Annotated in this window: 16 protein-coding genes; 9 read left to right on the top strand and 7 right to left on the bottom strand. The window is 65.7% G+C overall.

What is annotated here, in order from left to right; translation table 11 throughout:
* Position 1: 1 nt before the first annotated feature.
* Positions 2-1060, bottom strand: a complete 1059-nt coding sequence (gene murB / locus R9X41_RS13295; protein ID WP_318630931.1) for a UDP-N-acetylmuramate dehydrogenase — start codon at positions 1058-1060, stop codon at positions 2-4.
* Positions 1061-1208: 148 nt separating this feature from the next.
* On the opposite strand from murB, the gene R9X41_RS13300 reads away from it, so the two are divergent.
* Both R9X41_RS13300 and R9X41_RS13305 read left to right on the top strand, forming a co-directional pair.
* Positions 1209-1694, top strand: coding sequence for a YajQ family cyclic di-GMP-binding protein (locus R9X41_RS13300; RefSeq protein WP_318630932.1), 486 nt, complete (start codon positions 1209-1211; stop codon positions 1692-1694).
* Positions 1695-1738: 44 nt separating this feature from the next.
* Positions 1739-2731: an HD-GYP domain-containing protein gene (locus R9X41_RS13305; protein WP_318630933.1), complete on the top strand. Its 993-nt coding sequence runs from the start codon at positions 1739-1741 to the stop codon at positions 2729-2731.
* A gap of 45 nt (positions 2732-2776) precedes the next feature.
* Here the strand turns inward: R9X41_RS13305 and R9X41_RS13310 are convergent, their stop codons facing one another.
* The 5 genes from R9X41_RS13310 to R9X41_RS13330 form a co-directional block, all read right to left on the bottom strand.
* Entirely contained in the window at positions 2777-3979 is a 1203-nt protein-coding gene (locus tag R9X41_RS13310; protein WP_318630934.1) for a hybrid sensor histidine kinase/response regulator, read from the bottom strand.
* A 21-nt stretch (positions 3980-4000) separates the two neighbouring features.
* Positions 4001-4639, bottom strand: a complete 639-nt coding sequence (locus R9X41_RS13315; protein WP_318630935.1) for a chemotaxis protein CheB — start codon at positions 4637-4639, stop codon at positions 4001-4003.
* A gap of 8 nt (positions 4640-4647) precedes the next feature.
* Complete coding sequence (locus R9X41_RS13320) at positions 4648-5535, bottom strand: CheR family methyltransferase (protein WP_412556602.1); 888 nt, start codon at positions 5533-5535, stop codon at positions 4648-4650.
* A gap of 3 nt (positions 5536-5538) precedes the next feature.
* Complete coding sequence (locus R9X41_RS13325; RefSeq protein ID WP_318630937.1) at positions 5539-9087, bottom strand: response regulator; 3549 nt, start codon at positions 9085-9087, stop codon at positions 5539-5541.
* A 94-nt stretch (positions 9088-9181) separates the two neighbouring features.
* Positions 9182-10135, bottom strand: coding sequence for an alpha/beta fold hydrolase (locus R9X41_RS13330; RefSeq protein ID WP_318630938.1), 954 nt, complete (start codon positions 10133-10135; stop codon positions 9182-9184).
* A gap of 70 nt (positions 10136-10205) precedes the next feature.
* Between R9X41_RS13330 and R9X41_RS13335 the strand changes: the two genes are divergently transcribed.
* The gene (locus tag R9X41_RS13335; RefSeq protein ID WP_318630939.1) at positions 10206-11267 is read left to right on the top strand and encodes an aldo/keto reductase; all 1062 of its coding nucleotides are present in this window, start codon (positions 10206-10208) and stop codon (positions 11265-11267) included.
* Between the two features lie 736 nt (positions 11268-12003).
* On the opposite strand, the gene R9X41_RS13340 is transcribed toward R9X41_RS13335, so the two are convergent.
* Positions 12004-12984 carry an IS110 family RNA-guided transposase gene (locus R9X41_RS13340; protein ID WP_318630940.1) on the bottom strand — a complete coding sequence of 327 codons (981 nt, stop codon included), beginning with the start codon at positions 12982-12984 and terminating at the stop codon, positions 12004-12006.
* Positions 12985-13336: 352 nt separating this feature from the next.
* On the opposite strand from R9X41_RS13340, the gene ybaK reads away from it, so the two are divergent.
* The 6 genes from ybaK to R9X41_RS13370 all read left to right on the top strand — a co-directional run bounded on the left by ybaK (position 13337) and on the right by R9X41_RS13370 (position 19917).
* Positions 13337-13831 (top strand): Cys-tRNA(Pro) deacylase, encoded by a 495-nt coding sequence (ybaK, locus tag R9X41_RS13345; RefSeq protein WP_318635230.1) that lies wholly within the window; start codon positions 13337-13339, stop codon positions 13829-13831.
* 46 nt (positions 13832-13877) lie between these two features.
* On the top strand, positions 13878-14510 hold the full coding sequence (plsY, locus tag R9X41_RS13350; protein WP_318630941.1) for a glycerol-3-phosphate 1-O-acyltransferase PlsY: 633 nt from the start codon (positions 13878-13880) through the stop codon (positions 14508-14510).
* 205 nt (positions 14511-14715) lie between these two features.
* The gene (locus R9X41_RS13355) at positions 14716-15501 is read left to right on the top strand and encodes a class II aldolase/adducin family protein (protein ID WP_412556708.1); all 786 of its coding nucleotides are present in this window, start codon (positions 14716-14718) and stop codon (positions 15499-15501) included.
* A 66-nt stretch (positions 15502-15567) separates the two neighbouring features.
* Complete coding sequence (locus R9X41_RS13360) at positions 15568-17133, top strand: ABC transporter substrate-binding protein (RefSeq protein WP_318630942.1); 1566 nt, start codon at positions 15568-15570, stop codon at positions 17131-17133.
* Between the two features lie 212 nt (positions 17134-17345).
* A complete protein-coding gene (locus tag R9X41_RS13365; RefSeq protein ID WP_318630943.1) occupies positions 17346-18917 on the top strand; it encodes an ABC transporter substrate-binding protein in 1572 nt (523 codons plus the stop codon).
* Between the two features lie 25 nt (positions 18918-18942).
* The gene (locus R9X41_RS13370) at positions 18943-19917 is read left to right on the top strand and encodes an ABC transporter permease (RefSeq protein WP_318630944.1); all 975 of its coding nucleotides are present in this window, start codon (positions 18943-18945) and stop codon (positions 19915-19917) included.
* Positions 19918-19920: the final 3 nt, after the last annotated feature.

Below are 19920 nucleotides of genomic sequence, written 5' to 3' on the forward strand. Positions count from 1 at the left end.
ATCAGACGACCACCGGCTCCGGCTCCAGCCGGATGCCGAAGCGCTCGTAGACGCTGGTCTGGATCGCCTTGGCCAGCGTCATCACCTCGCCGCCGGTGGCCGCGCTCGCGGGGTCGGCACCGCCCCGGTTCACCAGCACCAGCGCCTGCTTTTCATAGACGCCGGCGTTGCCGACCGACTTGCCCTTCCAGCCGCAGGCATCGATCAGCCAGCCCGCCGCCAGCTTGATGCTGCCGTCGGGCATGGGGTAGTGCACGATGCGCGGCTCGCGGGCGATGATGTCGGCGCACTGTTCGGGCGACACGGTCGGGTTCTTGAAGAAGCTGCCCGCGTTGCCCACCACCCGCCAGTCCGGCAGCTTGGCACGCCGGATGTCGCAGACCCAGTCGAACACCTGCCGCGGTGTGGGGTGCTCCACCCCTTCTTCGGCGCGCCGTCTTTCCAGGTCCAGGTAGCCGAGTTCCGGCTTCCAGGGCTTGGGCAGCAGAAACCGCACCCGCAGGATCAGAGCGCGGCCCGCCAGGCCGAAATCGCCCGGCGCTGCGGCGACATGCTTGAACACCGAGTCGCGGTAACCGAAGGCGCACTGCGCCGCGTTCAGGGTGAAGGGCTGGCCGGTTTGCAGGTCGATCGCGTCGAGCGAATGAAAACGGTCCTGCAGCTCGACGCCGTAGGCGCCGATGTTCTGCACCGGCGATGCGCCCACGGTGCCGGGAATGAGCGCCAGGTTCTCCAGGCCCGGAAAGCCGTGCTGCACGGTCCACTCGACTGTCGAATGCCAGCCCTCGCCGGCACCGGCCTCCACCACCCACAGCTTGTCGGTCTCCTCGACCAGCCGCACGCCCGGCACCTCGACCTTGAGCACCAGGGGGCGAACGTCGCCGGTCAGCACGATGTTGCTGCCGCCACCCAGCACGAACTTGGGCACGGCGGCCAGTTCGGCGTCGGCCAGCACCGCCTGCAGATCGGCTTCGGCGCCGATGCGCACGAGCCGATGGGCCCGGGCCACGATGCCGAAGGTGTTGTAGCTCTGCAGGGGGACGTTGCGCTCGGTTTGCATCGACCGATTTTCTCACCCGCGCCGGCGTGAGCACCGCCTTCGCCAAGGCGTGAGCGCTGTTATTTCTCGCATAACATCCGAGCCATCGGACTTTGCGGTAAACCCGCGCCTGTCATTTGTTTTTTATCAGTTTCGTGTTGGAGATCCCATGCCTTCTTTCGATGCCGTTTGCGAAGCCGACCTGGTGGAAGTCCGCAACGCGGTAGACAACGCCGCCAAGGAGATCGGCACCCGTTTCGATTTCAAGGGCACCTCCGCCGGGATCGAGCTCAAGGACAAGGAAATCACCCTCTTCGGCGACGCCGAGTTCCAGCTCGACCAGGTGGAAGACCTGCTGCGCAACAAGCTCACCAAGCGCAATGTCGACGTGCGCTTTCTCGACAAGGGCAAGGTCGAGAAGATCGGCGGTGACAAGGTCAAGCTGGTCATCAAGGTGCGCAACGGCATCGAGTCGGAGCTGGCCAAGAAGATTCAGCGCCTGATCAAGGACAGCAAGATCAAGGTGCAGGCCTCCATCCAGGGCGACACGGTGCGGGTCACCGGCACCAAGCGCGACGACCTGCAAGGCGCCATCGCCCTGCTCAAGAAGGACGTGACCGACGTGCCGCTGTCCTTCAACAACTTCCGCGACTGATCCGCCCCGGACCGACGACCCTCGCGAGCACCGCTTCTGCGCAGATGGCGATTCCGCCGCTCCCGACCGCCGTTCCCCTGCCGCACGAGCAGGGCAGCGAAGACCTGCTCGGTCTGTGGTCCGACCTGGAGAGCGGGCTCTCCATGGTGCTCGCCCATCCGCAGGCGGTGCAGGAGTTTCCGCGCAAGATCCTGCAGTACGACCAGTGGATGCAGGCGCTGGTGCGGGCCGACAACGACACCGCCTTGTTCCTGCTGTTCCAGCTGGCGTCCACCTCGTCGGTCGGCTACAGCGCCTCGCACGCGCTGGTCTGCGCCACGCTCTGCCATCTGCTGGCCCAGGAGATGCGCCTGCATCCGGCGGGCCGCGACGCGCTGGTGCGCGCGGCCATGACGATGAACGTCTCCATGACACAGCTGCAGGACGAGCTCGCCCTGCAGACCGACCGGCTCTCCAGCGCCCAGCGCGTGGTCGTCGACCGGCATATGGAAGACAGCGCCCTGCTGCTGCGCCGCCTGGGCGTGGACGACGGCCTGTGGCTCGAGCTGGTGCGCGACCACCACGTCGAAAGCGGCAATGCCCGTCTGCCGGCCTGGAATTCGCTCGCGCAGCCGATGCAGCTGCCGCACATCCTCTCGGCCATCGATCGCTACGCGGCCATGATCAGCCCGCGCGCCAGCCGGGGCGGCCGCACCGCCGCCGATTCCTTCGGCGCGCTGGTGGAAGGCCGGGGCAACAACTACATCACGCTCATCGGCCAGGCTCTCTTGCGCGCGGTGGGGCGATTTCCTCCCGGCAGCTTCGTGCAGCTCGAATCGGGCGAGACCGCCGTGGTGGTGCAGAACGGCGAACGGGCCGAGGCCCCATCGGTCGCGGTACTGCGTGACGAAGAAGGCGTGGTGCTCAAGCAGCCGCGCCTGCACCCTGAGGCCGACCATATCCGCCGCTCGCTCAGCCACGAGCAGGCCGCCCTGCCCCACGGCTACCTGCGTCTGCTGCAGATCGGCGTGCGGGCGCGCAAGGTGTTCAAGGGCTGATCGCCGGGCCGGGCCGCATCGGGCCCGACTGCCGGGGCGAGATCGTCAGGTTTCGCCCGCGACCTCGGCCGCGATCCGCGGCAACCACACGAAGAAGGCCGAGCCCCGGCCCGGCTCGCTCTCCACCCAGATCCGGCCGCCGTGGGCCTCCACGATCTGCCGGCAGATGAACAGGCCCAGGCCGAGTCCGGCCGACACCCGGTTGTCGACCGCGCGCTCGAACTGCTCGAAGATGCGCTGCGTGTCTTCGGCCGCGATGCCGCGCCCGCTGTCGCGCACGGTGATCTCCACGCCCGCCTCGTGCTCGCGCAGCTCTACCTGCACCGGCTTGCCCGGGCCGTAGCGAAAGGCGTTGGTCAGCAGGTTGGCCACCACCTGCTCCACCCGGAACTCGTCGAGCTCCACGGCCAGCGCCTCGGGCGCCTCGAGCGCCAGCGGACATTCGGCAGCCGCCGCCTGCTGGCAGAAACCTTCGACGATGCTGCGCAGGGTGACCGCGATGTCGAAGCGGCGCGGCGTGATCGACAGCGTGCCGCGCTGCAGCCGCGTCACGTCGAGCATGTCGTCGATCAGCCGGATCATGGCCTGGATCTGCCGCTCGTCGCGCTCGACCATGGCCTTCAGCGGCGCCGGCTCGAAAGCCTTGAGGTTGCCGCGAGCCAGGTGCATCTTGCGCACCTGCGCCTCCAGGAACAGCGTGTTGAGCGGCGTGCGCATTTCGTGCGAAACCATCGACATGAACTCGTCGCGCATGCGCACCGCGCGCTGCAGTTCCTGCTGCGTGGTCTGCAGCTCGTCGAGCAGCACCTGCTGGCGCCGGCGGGCATCTTCCAGCGCTTCGAGCTGGGTGCGCACCGCGCGGCGCTGCCGCCAGAGGTCGACGAACACCGTCACCTTGCTCTTGACCGCGTGCGGATCGATCGGCTTGTGCAGGAAATCGACCGCGCCCGATTCGTAGCCGCGGAAGGCATAGCCGAGCTCGCTGCCGGCAGCGCTCACGAAGACGATCGGGATATGGCGGGTGCGCTCGGTGCCGCGCATGAGTTCGGCCAGTTCGAAACCGTTCATGCCGGGCATCTGCACGTCGAGGATGGCCAGGGCGAATTCCTGCTCCAGCAGCAGCGCCAGTGCCAGGTCGGCCGATTGCGCCTGGTGCACCGCGATGCCCGGCTGGCGGATCAGGGCGTCGAGTGCGAGCAGGTTCTCGGGCAGGTCGTCGACGATGAGTATCTGGGCTTCGGTGAGCATGGAACGGAACAATTTTCGAAATCAGGGCCTGGCCTTCGGCGCGGCCGGCCGCGTATCCGGCCGACCGTTGGCGTCGAGGTCGAGCAGCAGGGTCTGCAATGCGGTCAGCGGTAGCACAAGGTCGGGGCGGCGCCGGTCGATGGCCGCCTGGGGCATGGTGGCGATCTGCGCGTCGGCAGGGTCTTGCACCGCCGTGAAGCCGCCCAGGCGACCCACGGTGGCCAGGCCCGCGGCGCCGTCCTCGCTGGCGCCGGTCAGCAACAAAGCGGCCAGCCGGTTGCCATAAGCATACGCGGCACTGTCAAACAAGATGTCGATCGAGGGCCGCGAAAAGAAAACCGGTGAATCGCAGCTGAGAGAAAACACGTGGTCGGCCTCCACCTGCAGGTGGTAGCCCGGCGGCGCGAAGTACAGCGTGGCCGGCTCGATCGGCATCTTGTCGGCGGCCTCGCGCACTGCGATCGGCAGCCGCATGGCGAACAGGTCGGCCAGGCCGCTGTCGTGGTCGTCTGGCATGTGCAGCACGGTGAAGATGGGCAGCCGAAAACCCGCGTGCAGCGCGGAGAACAGCCGCAGCAGGGCCGCGACGCCGCCGGCGCTGGCACCCACGGCGACGGCCTCTATAGCACGGGCGGCGGGCGGCGAATCGGGGGGCGACATCGGCTGCTTCAACGCTTGCGGTAGATGCGTTCGGCCTTCACCAGCGGCTCGAACGCGGGCGCATGCAGGGAGAAGTCGAGCGTCTCCTTGCTGCCCAGGCCCAGAAAGCCGCGCCGGCAGAGCGATTCGGCGAACAGCCCGAAAGCCCGGTCCTGCAGCCGCTTGTTGAAGTAGATCAGCACGTTGCGGCAGGAGATGAGGTGCGTCTCCGAGAACACGCTGTCGGTGGCCAGGCTGTGGTCGGCGAAGGTGATGTGCTCGCGCAGCGAGCGGTCGAACAGGGCACCGTCGTAGGCGGCGGTGTAGTAGTCGGACAGCCCGCGCAAGCCACCCGCCTGGTGGTAGTTGGCGGTATAGGCCTTGATGCGCTGGATCGGAAAGATGCCTTGGCGCGCGCTGTCGAGCGAATGCGGATTGATGTCGGTCGCATACAGGATGGTGCGCTCCAGCAGCCCTTCCTCGCGCAGCAGGATGGCCATGGAATACACCTCCTCGCCCGTGCTGCAGCCGGCGATCCACACCTTGATCGACGGGTAGGTGCGCAGCACCGGAATCACCTGCTGGCGCAGCGCCAGAAAGTAGCTCGGGTCGCGGAACATCTCGCTGACCGGCACCGTCAGGTATTGCAGCAGCTGATGAAAGGCGTGCGGGTCGTACAGCACTTTTTCCTGCAGGGCCGACACCGTCGCGCAGTCGAACTGCGACATGGCGTGCAGCACTCGGCGGCGCAGCGATGCCACGGAGTAATCACGAAAGTCGTGGTTGTATTTGAGGTAGATGGCCTCGACCAGCAGCCGCAGCTCGATGTCGACGTTGTTCGCCTGGGCGACGGCGGAGTCGTCCACGCGGGACGACGCAGCGCGCGGCGAGGCCGAAGAGTCCGGATCCAGCACCATCGGTCAGACCGCCGAGCGTTCCATCTTCGGCATCCACACGCGCAGCAGCGAGAACAGCCGGTCCAGGTCCACCGGCTTGGCCAGGTAGTCGTTGGCGCCGGCCTTGAGGCACTGGTCCTGGTCGTCTTTCATGGCCTTGGCGGTGACGGTGATGATCGGCAGCTTCGCCCAGGCCGGGTTCTGGCGAATGCGCCGCGTGGCTTCCAGGCCATCCATCTCCGGCATCATCACGTCCATCAGCACCAGGTCGATGTCCGGCACTTCGGCCAGGCGCTCCAGGGCCTCGCGGCCGTTGCGGCCCACCTCCACGAAAGCGCCCTTGTGCTCGAGCGCGCTGGTCAGGGCGAAGATGTTGCGCACGTCGTCGTCGACCAGCAGCACCTTGCGGCCCTCGAAGACCTTGTCGCGGTTGCGCGCGGTACGCAGCATGGTCTGGCGCTCGTTGGAGAGCTCGGCTTCCACCTTGTGCAGGAACAACGTCACCTCGTCGAGCAGGCGCTCCGGCGAACGCGCGCCCTTGATGATGATCGAATGCGAATAGCGCAGCAGCTCGGCCTCTTCCTCGCGGGTGAGGTTGCGGCCGGTGTAGACGATGACCGGCGGGAAGGACCGGATCTCCTCGGTCGACATGCGCCGCAGCAGGTCGTTGCCGGTCATGTCGGGCAGCTTCAGGTCGATGATCATGCAGTCGAAAACCTGTTTGCCGAGCAGGTCGAGCGCCTTGCGGCCTTCGTCCACAGCGGTGATCTCCACGTCGTCGTCGCCGATCAGATGCACGATGCTTTCGCGCTGCAGCTTGTCGTCTTCCACCACCAGCACGCGCTTGACCTTCTGGGTAAGCTTTTCCTCCAGCTTGCCGAATATCTCCTTGAGCTGGTCGCGGCTGGTGGGCTTCATGGCGTAGCCGATGGCGCCCATGTGCATCGCGGTCTCGGTGCGGTCCTGCGCCGAGATGACGTGGACCGGTATGTGCCGCGTCAATGCGTTTTCCTTCAGGCGCTGCAGCAGCGACAGCCCCGGGCCGTCGGGCAGGCTCATGTCGAGCAGGATCGCGTCGGGCGTGTGGGCGGCGGCGAGCTGGAAACCGTCTTCCAGGCCGTGCGCCACCAGGCAGTTGTAGCCGAGTTCGTGCGCCAGATCGAACAGGATGTGGGCGAACTTGGTTTCGTCTTCCACCACCAGCACCACCCGCGCCTCGCGGCCGGCGGCGCGCGTGGGCGTGGTTTCGCGGTCGTCGGCGAAGGTGGGCGCGGGCACTGGCGAGCGCAGCGGCGCCGGGGCTGGCGTAACCGGCCGCGACGAGGGCGCGAGCGACGATGGGGCGTGCGATGGCAGTGCCGCCGCTGGGGCCGACCGCGATGACACCGCGACTGCCGGCAGCGAGGGTGGCGCGGCGAGCATCGGCGCCTGGTAGGTCGCGGGCAAGCCCAGCGTGAAGGTGCTGCCCTGCCCCACCGTGCTGCGCACCGTCAGCGTGCCGCCAAGCAGATGGGCCAGGTCGCGCGAAATCGTCAGGCCCAGGCCGGTGCCGCCGTAGCGCCGGCTGGTGGTGCCGTCGGCCTGGCGGAAGGCCTCGAAGATGCTGTCCTGCTGGTCGGCGCCGATGCCGATGCCTGTGTCGGTCACGTCGATCAGCACGCCACCGTCGCTGCGCGGGCCCACGATCAGCTCGACCTTGCCGCTCTCGGTGAACTTGAAGGCGTTCGACAGCAGGTTCTTCAAGATCTGCTCCACCCGCTGGCGATCGGTGTGCAGCGTGGCGGGCGTGCCGGGCCGGATGTCGACCACGAACTCCACTTCCTTCTGTCCCGCGACCGGGTCGAAGGTGCCGCGCAGGCTGTCGAGCACCCGCGACACGCCCATGTCCTGCGGCCGCACGTCGAGCTTGCCGGCTTCTACCTTGGAGATGTCGAGAATGTCGTTGATCAGGTTCAGCAGGTCGTTGCCCGCGCCGTAGATGGACTCGGCGAACTTCACCTGTTCGTCGCTCAGGTTGCCGTTGCCGTTGTCGGCGAGAAGCTTGGCCAGGATGAGCGAGCTGTTGAGCGGCGTGCGCAGTTCGTGGCTCATGTTGGCCAGGAACTCGCTCTTGTAGCGGCTGGCCCGCTGCAGTTCGTCGGCGCGTTGCTCGAGCTGGTTGCGGGCCTCGTTCAGCGCGGTGTTGCGCTGGTCGAGCGCGCCGGCCTGCTCGGCCAGCCGCAGGTTGCTGCGCTCGAGCTCGACCTGCTGCGTCTCCAGGCTGGCCTGCGACTCGCGCAGCACCCGCGATTGTTCTTCCAGTTCCTCGTTGGCGGTGCGCAGCTCTTCCTGCTGCACTTGCAGTTCTTCGTTGAGCTGCTGTGTTTCGGCCAGCATGTCCTGCAGCCGCTGGCGGAAACGCGCAGCTTCGGTCGAGGCACCGACGCTGCCGGCTATGGTGGTCAGCAGGTCCACGTCGCGATCGTCGAGCTGCCGCAGAAAGCCCAGCTCGATCACGCCGTTGACTTCGCCGTCGCGCTCGATGGGCGCGACCACGCCCGATGTGGCCAGGCCCTCGCCCAGGCCCGAACTCACCCGCAGGTAATCGGCCGGCACGGTATCGAGGCGGATCAGGCGCTTTTCGGCAGCCGCCTGCCCGACCAGGCTTTCGGCACGTTGCAGCAGGGCGCGCGATGCTTCGAGTTCGCGGTTGAAGCCATAGGTGGCCACGCGGCGCAGATTGCCCTGGTCGTCGCTCACATAGAGTGCCCCGACCACGCTGCCCAATCGTTGCGCCAGGTACTCCAGTACGTTGGCACCCAATACCGGCAAGGCCTGCTGGCCCATCAGCCGCCCGGCCAGCTCGTTCTGCCCTTCCCGCAGCCAGGCCTGGCGCTGGAGCGTGGCGGCGTGTTCGGCCTGCTGCGCCAGCACCTTGTCGTATGTGGAAGACAGGCGCAACAGTTCGCGTCGCCCGTAGTAGGCCAGGCCGGCGCCGAGCGCAACGCTGAACAGCAGGTACAGGCAGATGGTCGCGATGGACACCCGTTGGGCGGTGTCGGTGCGTTCCTTGAGCAGGTCCTGTTCATCGTCCAGGAAGTCCGCCATGAGCTTGCGGATCTCATCGGTGAAGCGCTTGCCCCGGCCCGTTCCGATCGCGGCCCTCCAGTCCTCGCTGTTGGTACGCCGCAGATCGAGCATGGAACGCGCGTATTCGAGCCAGCTGTCCTGCAGCGCCGACACCCGCTGCAGGCGCTGGATCTGCGTCGGATTGTCGGACACCATCTCCTGCAGCCGCTGACTCTCTTTCGGAAACCGGGAGCGCGCCACCTCGTAGGGATCGAGGAATCGCTCGTCGCCGTTGATCAGGAAACCCCGCAGGCCGGTTTCCATGTCGGCCGACAGCGCCGACAGCTCGTGGCCCCGGCTGATGACCCGGTCGGTGTGCTCCACCCAGGACATCGCGTTGAGGAGATAGGCGATGAGCGCCACGAAGAACACCGCACCCAGCGCGCCGGCGGCCAGCGGAAGCACCAGGTTGCGGGACAGGATCCGTTTGAAGGTGCGCTGGTCGATGGAAGCGGGCGTATTCATGTCTCTCGCATTAGAGGCGGGGGCGCGGCCGAAAAGGCCCGGAAGTGTGGCAGGGCCTACCCGGCGGGACCGTAGGCGGATATCGCTATTGTGTTCAATTCTCACGCGAAGCCGGCGGCGCGGTCCCGGAAGCGAAGAAGTGCTCGATCAGGCGGGCGACCGCCTCGGGCTGATCGTGCTGGAGCATATGCCCGGCGCCAGCCACGCAGGCGGTGCGATGGTCGGGCACCGATTGCAGGCGGCGATGGAATTCGGCCAGGTCGTAGGCGCCCTTCCATCGCGCGGCGAAGGAGTCGTCGGAGCCGTGCACCGCAAGCACCGGGCAGGTGATGGCGCGGTAGTGGGAAATCGACTCGTCCGCACGAAAGATGCGCGGCAGCACCACGCGATGCGCCGCATCGCCCAGCACGCGCCAGCGCTCGGTGCCGTCCGGCCCTTCCGACGGCCGGGCCCATTCGCTGGCCAGCCAGAGCGCGCGCGACGCGGTGATCCGCGGGTTGTTGCGCATCAGCCGCCGCGCCACCGCTTCCTGGCTGTCGTAGCCGGCCAGTGCCAGCTCCCCGCGCTCCAGCGCCTTCACCTCGTCCAGCCATCGGGTGTGTCGCGCCACGGCCTCGTCGGCGGGCGTGTCGGGCAGGCCGAAGCCTTCGAGGTTGACCAGGCGGCGCACCCGGTGCGGCCGTGCGCCGGCATACAGCATGGCGATGTTGCCGCCCATGCTGTGGCCGACCAGGTCGACCGGCGCGGCGGGCGACAGATGGTCGAGCAGAGCGTCCAGATCGGCGAGATAGTCGTCGAAGGCGTGGTGATCGGTCGCGGGTGTCTGCGTCAGGCCGAAACCGCGCCAATCGGGCGCGACCACCTCACGCGGTTCAACCATGGCGTCCACCACGAACTGCCACGACGCGCTCACGTCCATCCAGCCGTGAAGCAGCACCAGCGGCGGGCGATCCGCCTGTGCGTTGCCCCAACGGCGGAGATGCAGCCGCAAGCGTCGCACCGGCAGGAACTCGCTGCGTGAGGGCCGGCGGGGGGCGTAAGCAGACACCGCTGCAAGCTGCTGTAATTGCTGACCGACCTCTCCATCCATCTTTATCTCGTCCTTTTTTCGAATGCCCATGAATCCCGTCACCCTTGGTCAAAGCGACCTGCGCGTATCGCCCATCTGCCTGGGCACCATGACCTTCGGCGAACAGGTCGCCCAACCGCTGGCGCACACCATTCTCGACCGAGCCGTGGAACGCGGCATCGACTTCATCGATACCGCCGAGATGTATTCGGTGCCGACGCGTGCCGAGACTTTCGGTTCGACCGAAACCATCATCGGCCACTGGTTCGCCGCGCAGCCGGCGCGCCGTCAGCAGGTCGTGCTGGCCACCAAGGTGGCCGGGCCGTCGCGCGGCATGGACTGGGTGCGGCCGGGGCTGGGCATGACGCCCGCCGACATCGAGGCTTCCTGTAACGCCAGCCTGCGCCGCTTGCAGACCGACGTAATCGATCTCTACCAGATCCACTGGCCGGAGCGGCATGTGCCGATGTTCGGGAACATCTACTACGACCCGGCGAAGGAGACCACGCAGACGCCGATCCACGACCAGCTCGAGGCTTTGGGCAAGCTGGTGAAGGCCGGGAAGGTGCGGGCGATCGGTTTGTCGAACGAGACGCCCTATGGCGTGCATGAGTTCGTGCGCTTGGCGGAGCAGCACGGGCTGCCTCGGGTGGCTACGGTTCAGAACGTTTATTGCCTGTTGGCTCGGGGGGTGGAGAACGCCCTGGATGAAACCCTGCATCGGCTCGGGGTTTCGTTGTTGGCTTATTCGCCCTTGGGTTTCGGGCTTTTGACTGGGAAATACGATTTGTCGGGGACTACCGGGCCGGATGCGCCTGCCGAGGGGCGGATTGCGCGGTATGAGTCGGTGCGCAAGCAGCGGTGGGGACGGGTGGAGGCGCTTGCCTCTGCGCGCAAGTACAACGCGCTTGCCCGGGCGCATGGGTTGACTGCTACTCAACTGGCTTTGGCTTTTTGTTATTCCAAATGGCAGGTGGCCAGTACGATTATTGGGGTCACTTCGGTTGCTCAGCTGGATGAGGATATTGATGCTTTCTCGGTTTCGCTTTCTTCTGAGGTTTTGGAGGAGATTGATCGGATTCGGTGGGTTGATCGGGATTTTGCTAATTGAGTTTCTGGAGTTGAGGGGTTGGTTTTTTTCTTCTCTTTTCAGAGGGTGGAGCTGGGGGCTTGCGCGCCCCCAGACCCGCGGTAACTTTCTTTTGTTGGGACAAAAGAAAGTCACCAAAGAAAAACCCTTGAAGACGAGCTCGAAGCTCGGTCGGGCCATAGCTTCGCTCGGCCTGGGGAATGTGCCTTCGAACGCTGTAGCGGCAACAGTTTGGACAAGGGTTGATCCAGAGCCATGGCCCCTGCTTCGCAGGGTCAAGGCTGAGAGGATAAGAACAAGTGACCGCACTGAGCACAGCGACGGGGCCGCATTGGTTTGATCGCCATGCTCGCTGCGCGCCGTGGTGTGGCCGGAGCGATTAGCCGAGTTGCATCGCCCCGCTTGTCAATGTGGTTGGTGCGCCTGGTTTTTAGCAGGCCAGCGGTCAAGTCATATGCGCGTTCGACTCGCCAGGGCGGTTCCAGCCATGCAGGCAGAGCGCGTGGCGATCGGACCAGCGCGGCCCGGTCGCTGTGCTCAGTGCGGTCAACTGTTCTTACCCTCTCAGCCTCGACCCGCGAAGCGGGGCCATGGCTCTGGATCAACCCTTGTCCAAACTGTTGCCGTTAGAGCGTTCGAAGGCACATTCCCCAGGCCGAGCGAAGCAATGGCCCGACCGAGCCTCGAGCTCGTCTTCAAGGCAACTTTCTTTGGTGACTTTCTTTTTTGCCAGAAAAGAAAGACACCGTGTTGATCGTCAAGCCCTGGCCGAGCAAGCCAGGCTCGGATCGAACGGTTTTCCCGATCGAAGTACGCCAAAAGCGATCGCCAGCAACTTATGCATGCACGCCACCAAAACGACCTTGTTGGGTTTGTTCTGCGCCTTCAGACGTTGGCTGAAGGCCTTGATCACCGGGTTGAAGCGGCTGGCCGTCATGGCCGGGAAGTACAGCGCCTTCTTCAGTTCTCGATGCCCCTGCGCATGCGTGCCGTGATGCTTGTTGAGCGATGTGCCCGACTGCCTGATCAACGGCGAGACACTCGCATACGCCGCCAGCGCCTTGGCCGACTTGAACCGTTCGGGACGTCCGATGTAGGCCAGCAATTGCGCCACCGTCCGCTCTCCAATGCCCGGAATGCTCTGCAGCAGGCCGTCACGCCTTTGAAGATCGGGATCGTCGTCGATGGTCCGGCGGATCCTGCGCTGGACTTCCTCGATCGATTTCGTGAGCACTTCGATCATCTCCTGCAGCGAAGCCTGCACCGCACCGTGCGCCACGTCCAGGCGATTGAGCTCGCTCTGGCGCATCTGCTGCAGCGTGTCCAGTCGCGCCACGAGTGCCTGCAACTCCCGCACCGCCTTGCTCGGCGCCTCCCACGCCTCAGGCCGCGTCATCCGGCAGAACCTCGCCAGGCTCCTGGCGTCCGCACTGTCGGTCTTGTTGCGCGTGCCCTCCACCTCGATGAAGCGCTTGACCTTCATCGGGTTGGCTACCGAGACCAGAACACCCCGGTCATGAAGCGCGAGCGCGAGCAGCTCGTGGTACGTGCCGGTGGCCTCCATGCAGACATGCACCTGCGAGATGCCGCCCGCAACGTGTGCGGCCAACCAGTCGAGCAAGGCCGCACAACCGCCCGCCGTGTTGGCAAAAACCTTCGTCCTGTACTTGCCCTGTTCATTGAGCAATGCCGCATCGAGCTTGGCCTTGCTGACATCCACGCCCACTTGAGAGTTCATCGCCGTGACTCCGCAAAAACGCACGCTATCCGACTCTCCCAACCTGATACGCGGGGTCAGCCAGCGGCCCGCGCGGGCCGCTGGCGCCCCAAGACACCGTTCGAGCTACGACGTCGAATCCGTCACCGTGCACCAGTCTTTCTTGCAGGATCTGATCCCAAGTTACCGCACAGGGTCACCGCAACGGGCCTCCTTCGCGCGAAGGGAAGCTGGCCCACAAGGTATCAGTTACCGCGGGTCTGGGGGCGCGCAAGCCCCCAGCTCCACCCTCGGCAGAGAGAAGAAACTCAAAGAAGCCCACAATCCAAGCCCAGCAAAGAAAGAAAGAAAACCCAAACTCACCATTAAAAAAATGCCCAAAAAACAGCCCCGCATATCCGAAACTCCCGCCACCCAATACCTTCGTGAAAACAAAATCCCTTTCACAGAACATCCCTACGAATACCTGGACCACGGCGGCGCCCAACACAGCGCCAAAGTCCTGGGCCTCGACCCGACAACCGTCATAAAAACCTTGGTAATGCAAGACCAGGACGCCAAACCATTGATCGTCCTGATGCACGGCAACCGCACGGTCTCCACCAAGGCCCTGGCACGCCAGATCGGCGCCAAAACCATAGAACCGTGCCACCCGGAAACCGCCACCCGCCACAGCGGCTACCAGGTAGGCGGCACCTCCCCCTTCGGCACCAGAAAGCAGATGCCCATCTATATAGAAGCATCGATCCTCGAGCTGCAGAAGATCTGCATCAACGGCGGCCGCCGCGGCTTCCTCGTTGGCATCGACCCCCAAGTCTGCGTGCAACTGCTGGGAGCCAAGCCCGTCCAGTGCGCACTGGCAGAATAGCCGCGCCCTCCAGCCGCCTACCGGCCCCGCCGAACTGCAGAAGAACATGTCCCCCACCCTCCTCACCGCCCTCGCCACCCTCGCGGCTTACCTCATCGGATCGCTGTCCTTCGCGGTGCTCGTGAGCCGATCGATGGGCCTGGCCGACCCCCGCAGCTACGGCAGCGGCAACCCGGGCGCCACCAACGTCCTGCGTTCGGGCAGCAAGAAAGCCGCCATCGCCACCCTGCTGCTCGACGCCGCCAAGGGCTGGCTACCGGTCTTCCTGGTGCGGGTGTTCGGCCCGGCCCACGGCCTGGACGACACCGCCGTCGCACTGGCCGGCCTCGCCGCCTTCCTCGGGCACCTCTATCCGGTCTTCTTCCGCTTCCAGGGCGGCAAGGGCGTGGCGACGGCGCTCGGCGTGCTGCTCGGCATCGCGCCACTGCTCGGGCTGGCCACGCTCGTCACCTGGCTGATCGTGGCGATGTTCTTCCGCTACTCCTCGCTCGCCGCCCTGGTGTGCGCGGTATTCGCGCCTTTCTATATGGCGCTGGGCGGTGGCATCGCCTGGCCGGGCTCGACGGCCGTCACCGGGGCGGTCATGGTGATGGCGCTGCTACTGGTATGGCGCCACCGGCTCAACATCAAGCGCCTGATGGCCGGCGAGGAATCGCGTCTCGGACGTAAAAAAGGCTAGCGCTGTCCGCGTTTGGTGCATCGGTTGCCCCAAACCAAGGCAAATTCCGCAGCAAACCCGGGTTTTTCCGCAGCAAAACGCAGGCACGGTACGTGCGTAATGTCATCTGTCGACAGCTGACATCACTCACCGCCGAGGTGGCCGACAGGGCCCGAGGCACCTGGAGCAAAGCGTGGAACGAACTGCAATCTCGGGCGCCGTCCCGATCCGCCGGGTCACCGGATTCCAACCCGGCATCACCGAAGCCGAGCGCCGCGTGCGCGAAGACCTCGCCGCCGCCTACCGCCTGGTGGCGTCCTTCGGCATGGACGACGGCATCTACACCCATATCTCGGCACGCGTGCCAGGCCGCCACGATCAGTTCCTGATCAACCCCTTCGGCATGCTGTTCCGCGACATCACCGCCTCGTCGCTGGTGAAGATCGACCTCGACGGCAACATCGTCGAACCGAGCGAATACGACGTGAACCCGGCCGGCTTCACGATCCACAGCGCGATCCACGCGGCCCGCCACGACGCGGCCTGCGTGCTGCACACCCACACCATCGCCGGCGTGGCGGTAGCCTCGATGGCCGGTGGACTGCAGCCCTGCAACCAGTGGGCGCTGCAGTTCCACAACCGCGTCGTGTATCACACGTTCGAAGGCATCGCCCTGAATCTGGAAGAGCGTGAGCGCCTGGTCGCCGACCTCGGCCCCACGGCCCGTTCGATGATCCTGCGCAACCACGGCCTGCTCACCGCCGGCCGCAGCGTGGCCGAAGCTTTCATCCTCATGCACAACCTGGAGCGGGCCTGCAAGGTGCAGGTGGCGCTGCAGAGCACCGGCCAGGCGATCAACCCGGTGCCCGAGGAAGTGGCCGAACTCACCGCCCGTCAGTACGAGAGCGGCGACACCAACCGGGTCGAAGGCGCACCCGACCCCTACACACGCGAATGGCGCGCGATGCTGCAGCGCCTCGAACCCGCCTCCACCGCGTCGTTCCGTTCCTGATCCCCCGGTCTCTCTGTTTCTCTCTCTCCGTCGTTCGTCCATCCCCAAGAAAAGGATTGCCCTTCCATGAAACGTCGTCATCTGCTCCAAGCGGCTCCCGCCGCCGCCTTCGGCCTGTCGATCGCAGGCATTCCCCTGCACTCGCTGGCCCAGGCCCGCAAAGGCACGATCAACGTGCTGGTGCAGCCCGAGCCGCCCGGTTTGATGATGGGCATCGTGCAGAACGGCCCGACGCAGCTGATCGCCGGCAACATCTATGAAGGCCTGCTGCGCTACGACGAGAACCTCAAGCCGATGCCGCAGCTGGCGACGTCCTGGACGGTCAGCCCCGACGCCAAGGTCTACACCTTCAAGCTCAAGCCCAACGTCAAGTGGCACGACGGCAAGCCCTTCACCTCGGCCGACGTGGTGTTCTCGTGCGACGTGTTCCTGCGCAAGATGCACGCGCGTTTCCGCAGCAGCCTGGCCCAGGTCGAGTCGATCAAGGCGCTGGATCCGCTGACGGTGCAGTTCACCCTGAAGCAGCCCTTCGGTCCGTTCCTCGGCATCTTCGAGAACGGCACGATGCCGATGGTGCCGCAGCACATCTACGAAGGCACCGACTTCGCCACCAACCCGGCCAACAACACGCCGATCGGCACCGGCCCGCTCAAGTTCAAGGAATGGGTCAAGGGCAGCTACATCCAGCTGGTGGCCAACGAGCAATACCACCAGGCAGGCGTGCCGGGCGTGGAGAGCGTGTATTTCCACGTGATCCCCGACGCCGCCGCCCGCGCCGCGGCTTTCGAGTCCGGCAAGATCGACATCGCCCCGGGAGGCACGGTCGAATACTTCGACGTGGAGCGCCTGTCCAAGCTGCCGGGCACCGCCGTCACCACCAAGGGCTGGGAGTTCTTCTCGCCGCAGTCCTGGCTGTGGATCAACAACCGCAAGGCGCCGATGGACAACATCAAGTTCCGTCAGGCCGTCTGGACCGCGATCGACCGCGAGGCCATGGCCAAGATCGCCTGGTATGGCTTCGCCAAGCCCGCCACCGGCCCGTTCAACAGCCACATCGCCTTCGCCAGCAACGACGTGCCCAAGTACCCCAAGGACACCGCCAAGGCCAAGGCCCTGTTCGCCGAAGCCGGCTACAAGGGCGAGACCATCCGCCTGCTGCCCCTGCCCTACGGTGAGTCGTGGCAGCGCCAGGCCGAGATCGTGCGCCAGAACCTGACCCAGGCCGGCGTGAAGGTCGAGATGGTCGCCACCGACGTCGCCGGCTGGAACCAGCGCTGCAACGAGTGGGACTTCGACCTGGCATTCACCTACGTCTACCAGTACGGCGAGCCGGCGCTGGGCGTGTCGCGCAACTACACCAGCGACAACATCGCCAAGGGCTCGCCGTTCAACAACGTGTCGGGCTACGTCAACCCCAAGGTCGACGAGCTGTTCGCCGCGGGCGCCAAGGAAGCCGACCCCGAGAAGCGCCGCGCGATCTACCTCGAAGTGCAGAAGATCCTGGTCACCGAGGTGCCGGTGGCCTGGCTGCACGAGATCAACTTCCCGACGCTCTACCGCACCAAGGTGAAGAACCCGGTCAGCTCGGGCATCGGCCTGAACGACAGCCTTGGCCGCGCCACCCTCGCCTGACCCGGAGGCATGAATAAACCTTCTGCGCACCCCGATCCCGCACCCGCGGTCCTCACCGTACGAGAGTACGGTTGCGGTCCTCGATGCAGGCTCGGGGTTGCTCGACAACGGTTTCTTCACGCCTCCTAAGCCCTGAAGCCCAAGGCCCCTGCTGCTGGCAGGGGTCGGGGCCGCCGCATTGCTCTCCCGAATTTCAGGACCCCGCCTTCCCCATGAAACGTCGCAAACTCCTGCAGACCGCCGCCGCCACCGCTTCCGGCCTGTCCCTGGCCGGCATCCCCATGCACCTGCTGGCCGCCGGCACCAAGGGCGGCACGATCAACGTCGCACTGCAGCCCGAGCCGCCGAGCATCATGATCGGCACCATCTCCAACGGCCCGGCCCTGCTGGTGGGCGGCAACCTCTACGAAGGCCTGCTGAGCTACGACGAGAAGCTGACTCCCCAGCCTTCGCTGGCCACCTCCTGGACGGTCAGCCCCGACGGCCTGACCTACGTCTTCAAGCTCAAGCCCGGCGTGAAGTGGCACGACGGCAAGCCCTTCACCTCGGCCGACGTCGTGTTCTCCATCGATGTCTTCCTGCGCAAGGTACACGCCCGCGCCCGCTCCAACATCGGCGCGGTCGACACCATCAAGGCACTCGACCCGCTCACCGTCGAGTTCAAGCTCAAGTACCCCTTCGGCCCCTTCCTCGGCATCTTCCCCGCCAACGGCATGCCGATGGTGCCAAAGCACATCTACGAAGGCGCCGTCGACTTCCTCAAGCACCCGGCCAACGCCACCCCGATCGGCACCGGCCCGTTCAAGTTCAAGGAATGGTCCAAGGGCAGCTACATCCAGCTGGTGAAGAACGAGCAGTACCACACGCCCGACATGCCGCTGGTCGACAGCCTCTACTTCCACGTCATCCCCGATGCGGCGGCCCGCGCGGCGGCCTTCGAGAGCGGCAAGATCGACATCTTGCCCGGCGGCTCGGCCGAATACTTCGACGTGGCGCGCCTGGCCAAGCTGCCCGGCGTGCAGGTCACGACCAAGGGTTGGGAAATGTTCGCGCCTCTGTCGTGGATCACCATCAACAACCGCAAGTCGCCGATGGACAAGGTCGAGTTCCGCCAGGCGCTGAGCCTCGCCCTCGATCGTGAAGGCATGCGCAAGGTGGCTTGGTACGGCTATGCGGATGTCGCCACCGGCGCGTTCAACAGCCACCTCAAGTACTACCGCGCCGACCTGCCCAAGCTGGCCCGCGACAAGGACAAGGCCCGAAAGCTGATCGCCGCCTCCGGCTACAAGGGCGAGACCATCAAGCTGCTGCCGCTGCCTTACGGCGAGACCTGGCAGCGCATGGCCGAGATCACCCGGCTGAACCTGCAGGAAGTCGGCATCAAGGTCGAGATGGTGCCCACCGACGTGGCCGGCTGGAACCAGCGCATGAACGAATGGGACTTCGACCTGGCCTTCAACTTTCTCTACCAGCACGGCGACCCGGCCCTGGGCGTGGCGCGCAACTACACCACGTCCAACATCGAGAAAGGCTCGCCCTTCAACAACGTCGAAGGCTTCAGCGATCCGAAGATCGACGCGCTGTTCGAACAGGGCCAGAAGGAAACCGACCCGGCAAAACGCCAGGCTGCCTACCACGACGTGCAGAAGCTGCTGGTCGAGCAGATGCCGGTCGCCTGGCTGCACGAACTCAACTTTCCGACCCTCTACCGCTCGCGCATCCACAACCCGATCAATTCGGCCACCGGCCTGAACGACGGACTGGCGCGCGCCTGGGTGGCGTAAGCCGCCCGCACCACCGGAGCCCCCGATGAAACGCCTCCAATTCATGTCCGTGCGACTGGTCCAGGGCCTGCTGGCCCTGCTGCTGATCGCCACCGCCAACTTCATGCTGGTGCATTCCGCGCCGGGCGACCCGGTGTCCATCATGGCCGGCGAGGCGGGCGCGTCCGACCCGCAGTTCGTCGCCCAGTTGCGCGCGCAGTTCGGCCTCGACAAGTCGCTGCCCGAGCAGCTCGGCGCCTACCTCAAGCACGTGGTGCAGCTCGACCTCGGCTACTCCTACCGCCAGCAGCAGCCGGTGGTGCAGCTGATCCTCGACCGCCTGCCCGCCACCCTGCTGCTGACCGGATCCGCCTTCGTGCTCTCGCTGATCTTCGGGGTGGGCCTGGGGGCGCTCGCCAGCCGCCATGTGGGCACCTGGATCGACAGCGTGATCACCGTGGTCGCGCTCATCTTCTACGCCACGCCGCTGTACTGGCTGGCGATGATGGCGGTGCTGGTCTTCACGGTGCAGCTCGACCTGTTGCCGGCCTTCGGTTATTTCACCGTCGGCGCCGACCTGCACGGCTTCGCCCGCGTGCTCGACATCGCCCAGCACCTGCTGCTGCCGGCGCTCACCCTGGCGCTGTTCTACATGGCGGTCTATGCCCGCATGACCCGCGCCTCGATGCTCGAAGTCGCGCAAATGGACTTCATCAAGACCGCCCGCGCCAAGGGCGTGCGCCCGGCGCGCATCCAGCGCAACCACATCCTGCGCAACGCCCTGCTGCCGGTGGTCACGCTTGCCGGCATCCAGGCCGGCGGGATGATCGGCGGCGCGGTGCTCACCGAGACCGTCTTCGCCTGGCCCGGCATCGGCCGCCTGATGTTCGACGCCCTGCTGCAGCGCGACTACAACCTGCTGCTGGGCTGCTTCCTGTTCACCGCGGCCATGGCCGTGCTGTTCAACCTGATCACCGACCTGGTCTACACGCTGGTCGATCCCCGCATTGAACTCTCGTAGATC

It is taken from the genome of Xylophilus sp. GOD-11R (genome assembly GCF_033546935.1).
Classification (GTDB): Bacteria; Pseudomonadota; Gammaproteobacteria; order Burkholderiales; family Burkholderiaceae_C; genus Xylophilus.

What these genes read in the sequence shown, in the direction of transcription:
- R9X41_RS13315 (WP_318630935.1), bottom strand. Translation starts at nt 4,639, where the DNA reads ATGTCGCCCCCCGATTCGCCGCCCGCCGCCCGTGCTATAGAGGCCGTC.
- R9X41_RS13320 (WP_412556602.1), bottom strand. Translation starts at nt 5,535, where the DNA reads ATGGTGCTGGATCCGGACTCTTCGGCCTCGCCGCGCGCTGCGTCGTCC.
- ybaK (WP_318635230.1), top strand. Translation starts at nt 13,337, where the DNA reads ATGCCCAAAAAACAGCCCCGCATATCCGAAACTCCCGCCACCCAATAC.
- R9X41_RS13300 (WP_318630932.1), top strand. Translation starts at nt 1,209, where the DNA reads ATGCCTTCTTTCGATGCCGTTTGCGAAGCCGACCTGGTGGAAGTCCGC.
- murB (WP_318630931.1), bottom strand. Translation starts at nt 1,060, where the DNA reads ATGCAAACCGAGCGCAACGTCCCCCTGCAGAGCTACAACACCTTCGGC.
- R9X41_RS13340 (WP_318630940.1), bottom strand. Translation starts at nt 12,984, where the DNA reads ATGAACTCTCAAGTGGGCGTGGATGTCAGCAAGGCCAAGCTCGATGCG.
- R9X41_RS13325 (WP_318630937.1), bottom strand. Translation starts at nt 9,087, where the DNA reads ATGAATACGCCCGCTTCCATCGACCAGCGCACCTTCAAACGGATCCTG.
- R9X41_RS13365 (WP_318630943.1), top strand. Translation starts at nt 17,346, where the DNA reads ATGAAACGTCGCAAACTCCTGCAGACCGCCGCCGCCACCGCTTCCGGC.
- R9X41_RS13360 (WP_318630942.1), top strand. Translation starts at nt 15,568, where the DNA reads ATGAAACGTCGTCATCTGCTCCAAGCGGCTCCCGCCGCCGCCTTCGGC.
- R9X41_RS13335 (WP_318630939.1), top strand. Translation starts at nt 10,206, where the DNA reads ATGAATCCCGTCACCCTTGGTCAAAGCGACCTGCGCGTATCGCCCATC.
- R9X41_RS13310 (WP_318630934.1), bottom strand. Translation starts at nt 3,979, where the DNA reads ATGCTCACCGAAGCCCAGATACTCATCGTCGACGACCTGCCCGAGAAC.
- R9X41_RS13370 (WP_318630944.1), top strand. Translation starts at nt 18,943, where the DNA reads ATGAAACGCCTCCAATTCATGTCCGTGCGACTGGTCCAGGGCCTGCTG.
- plsY (WP_318630941.1), top strand. Translation starts at nt 13,878, where the DNA reads ATGTCCCCCACCCTCCTCACCGCCCTCGCCACCCTCGCGGCTTACCTC.
- R9X41_RS13305 (WP_318630933.1), top strand. Translation starts at nt 1,739, where the DNA reads ATGGCGATTCCGCCGCTCCCGACCGCCGTTCCCCTGCCGCACGAGCAG.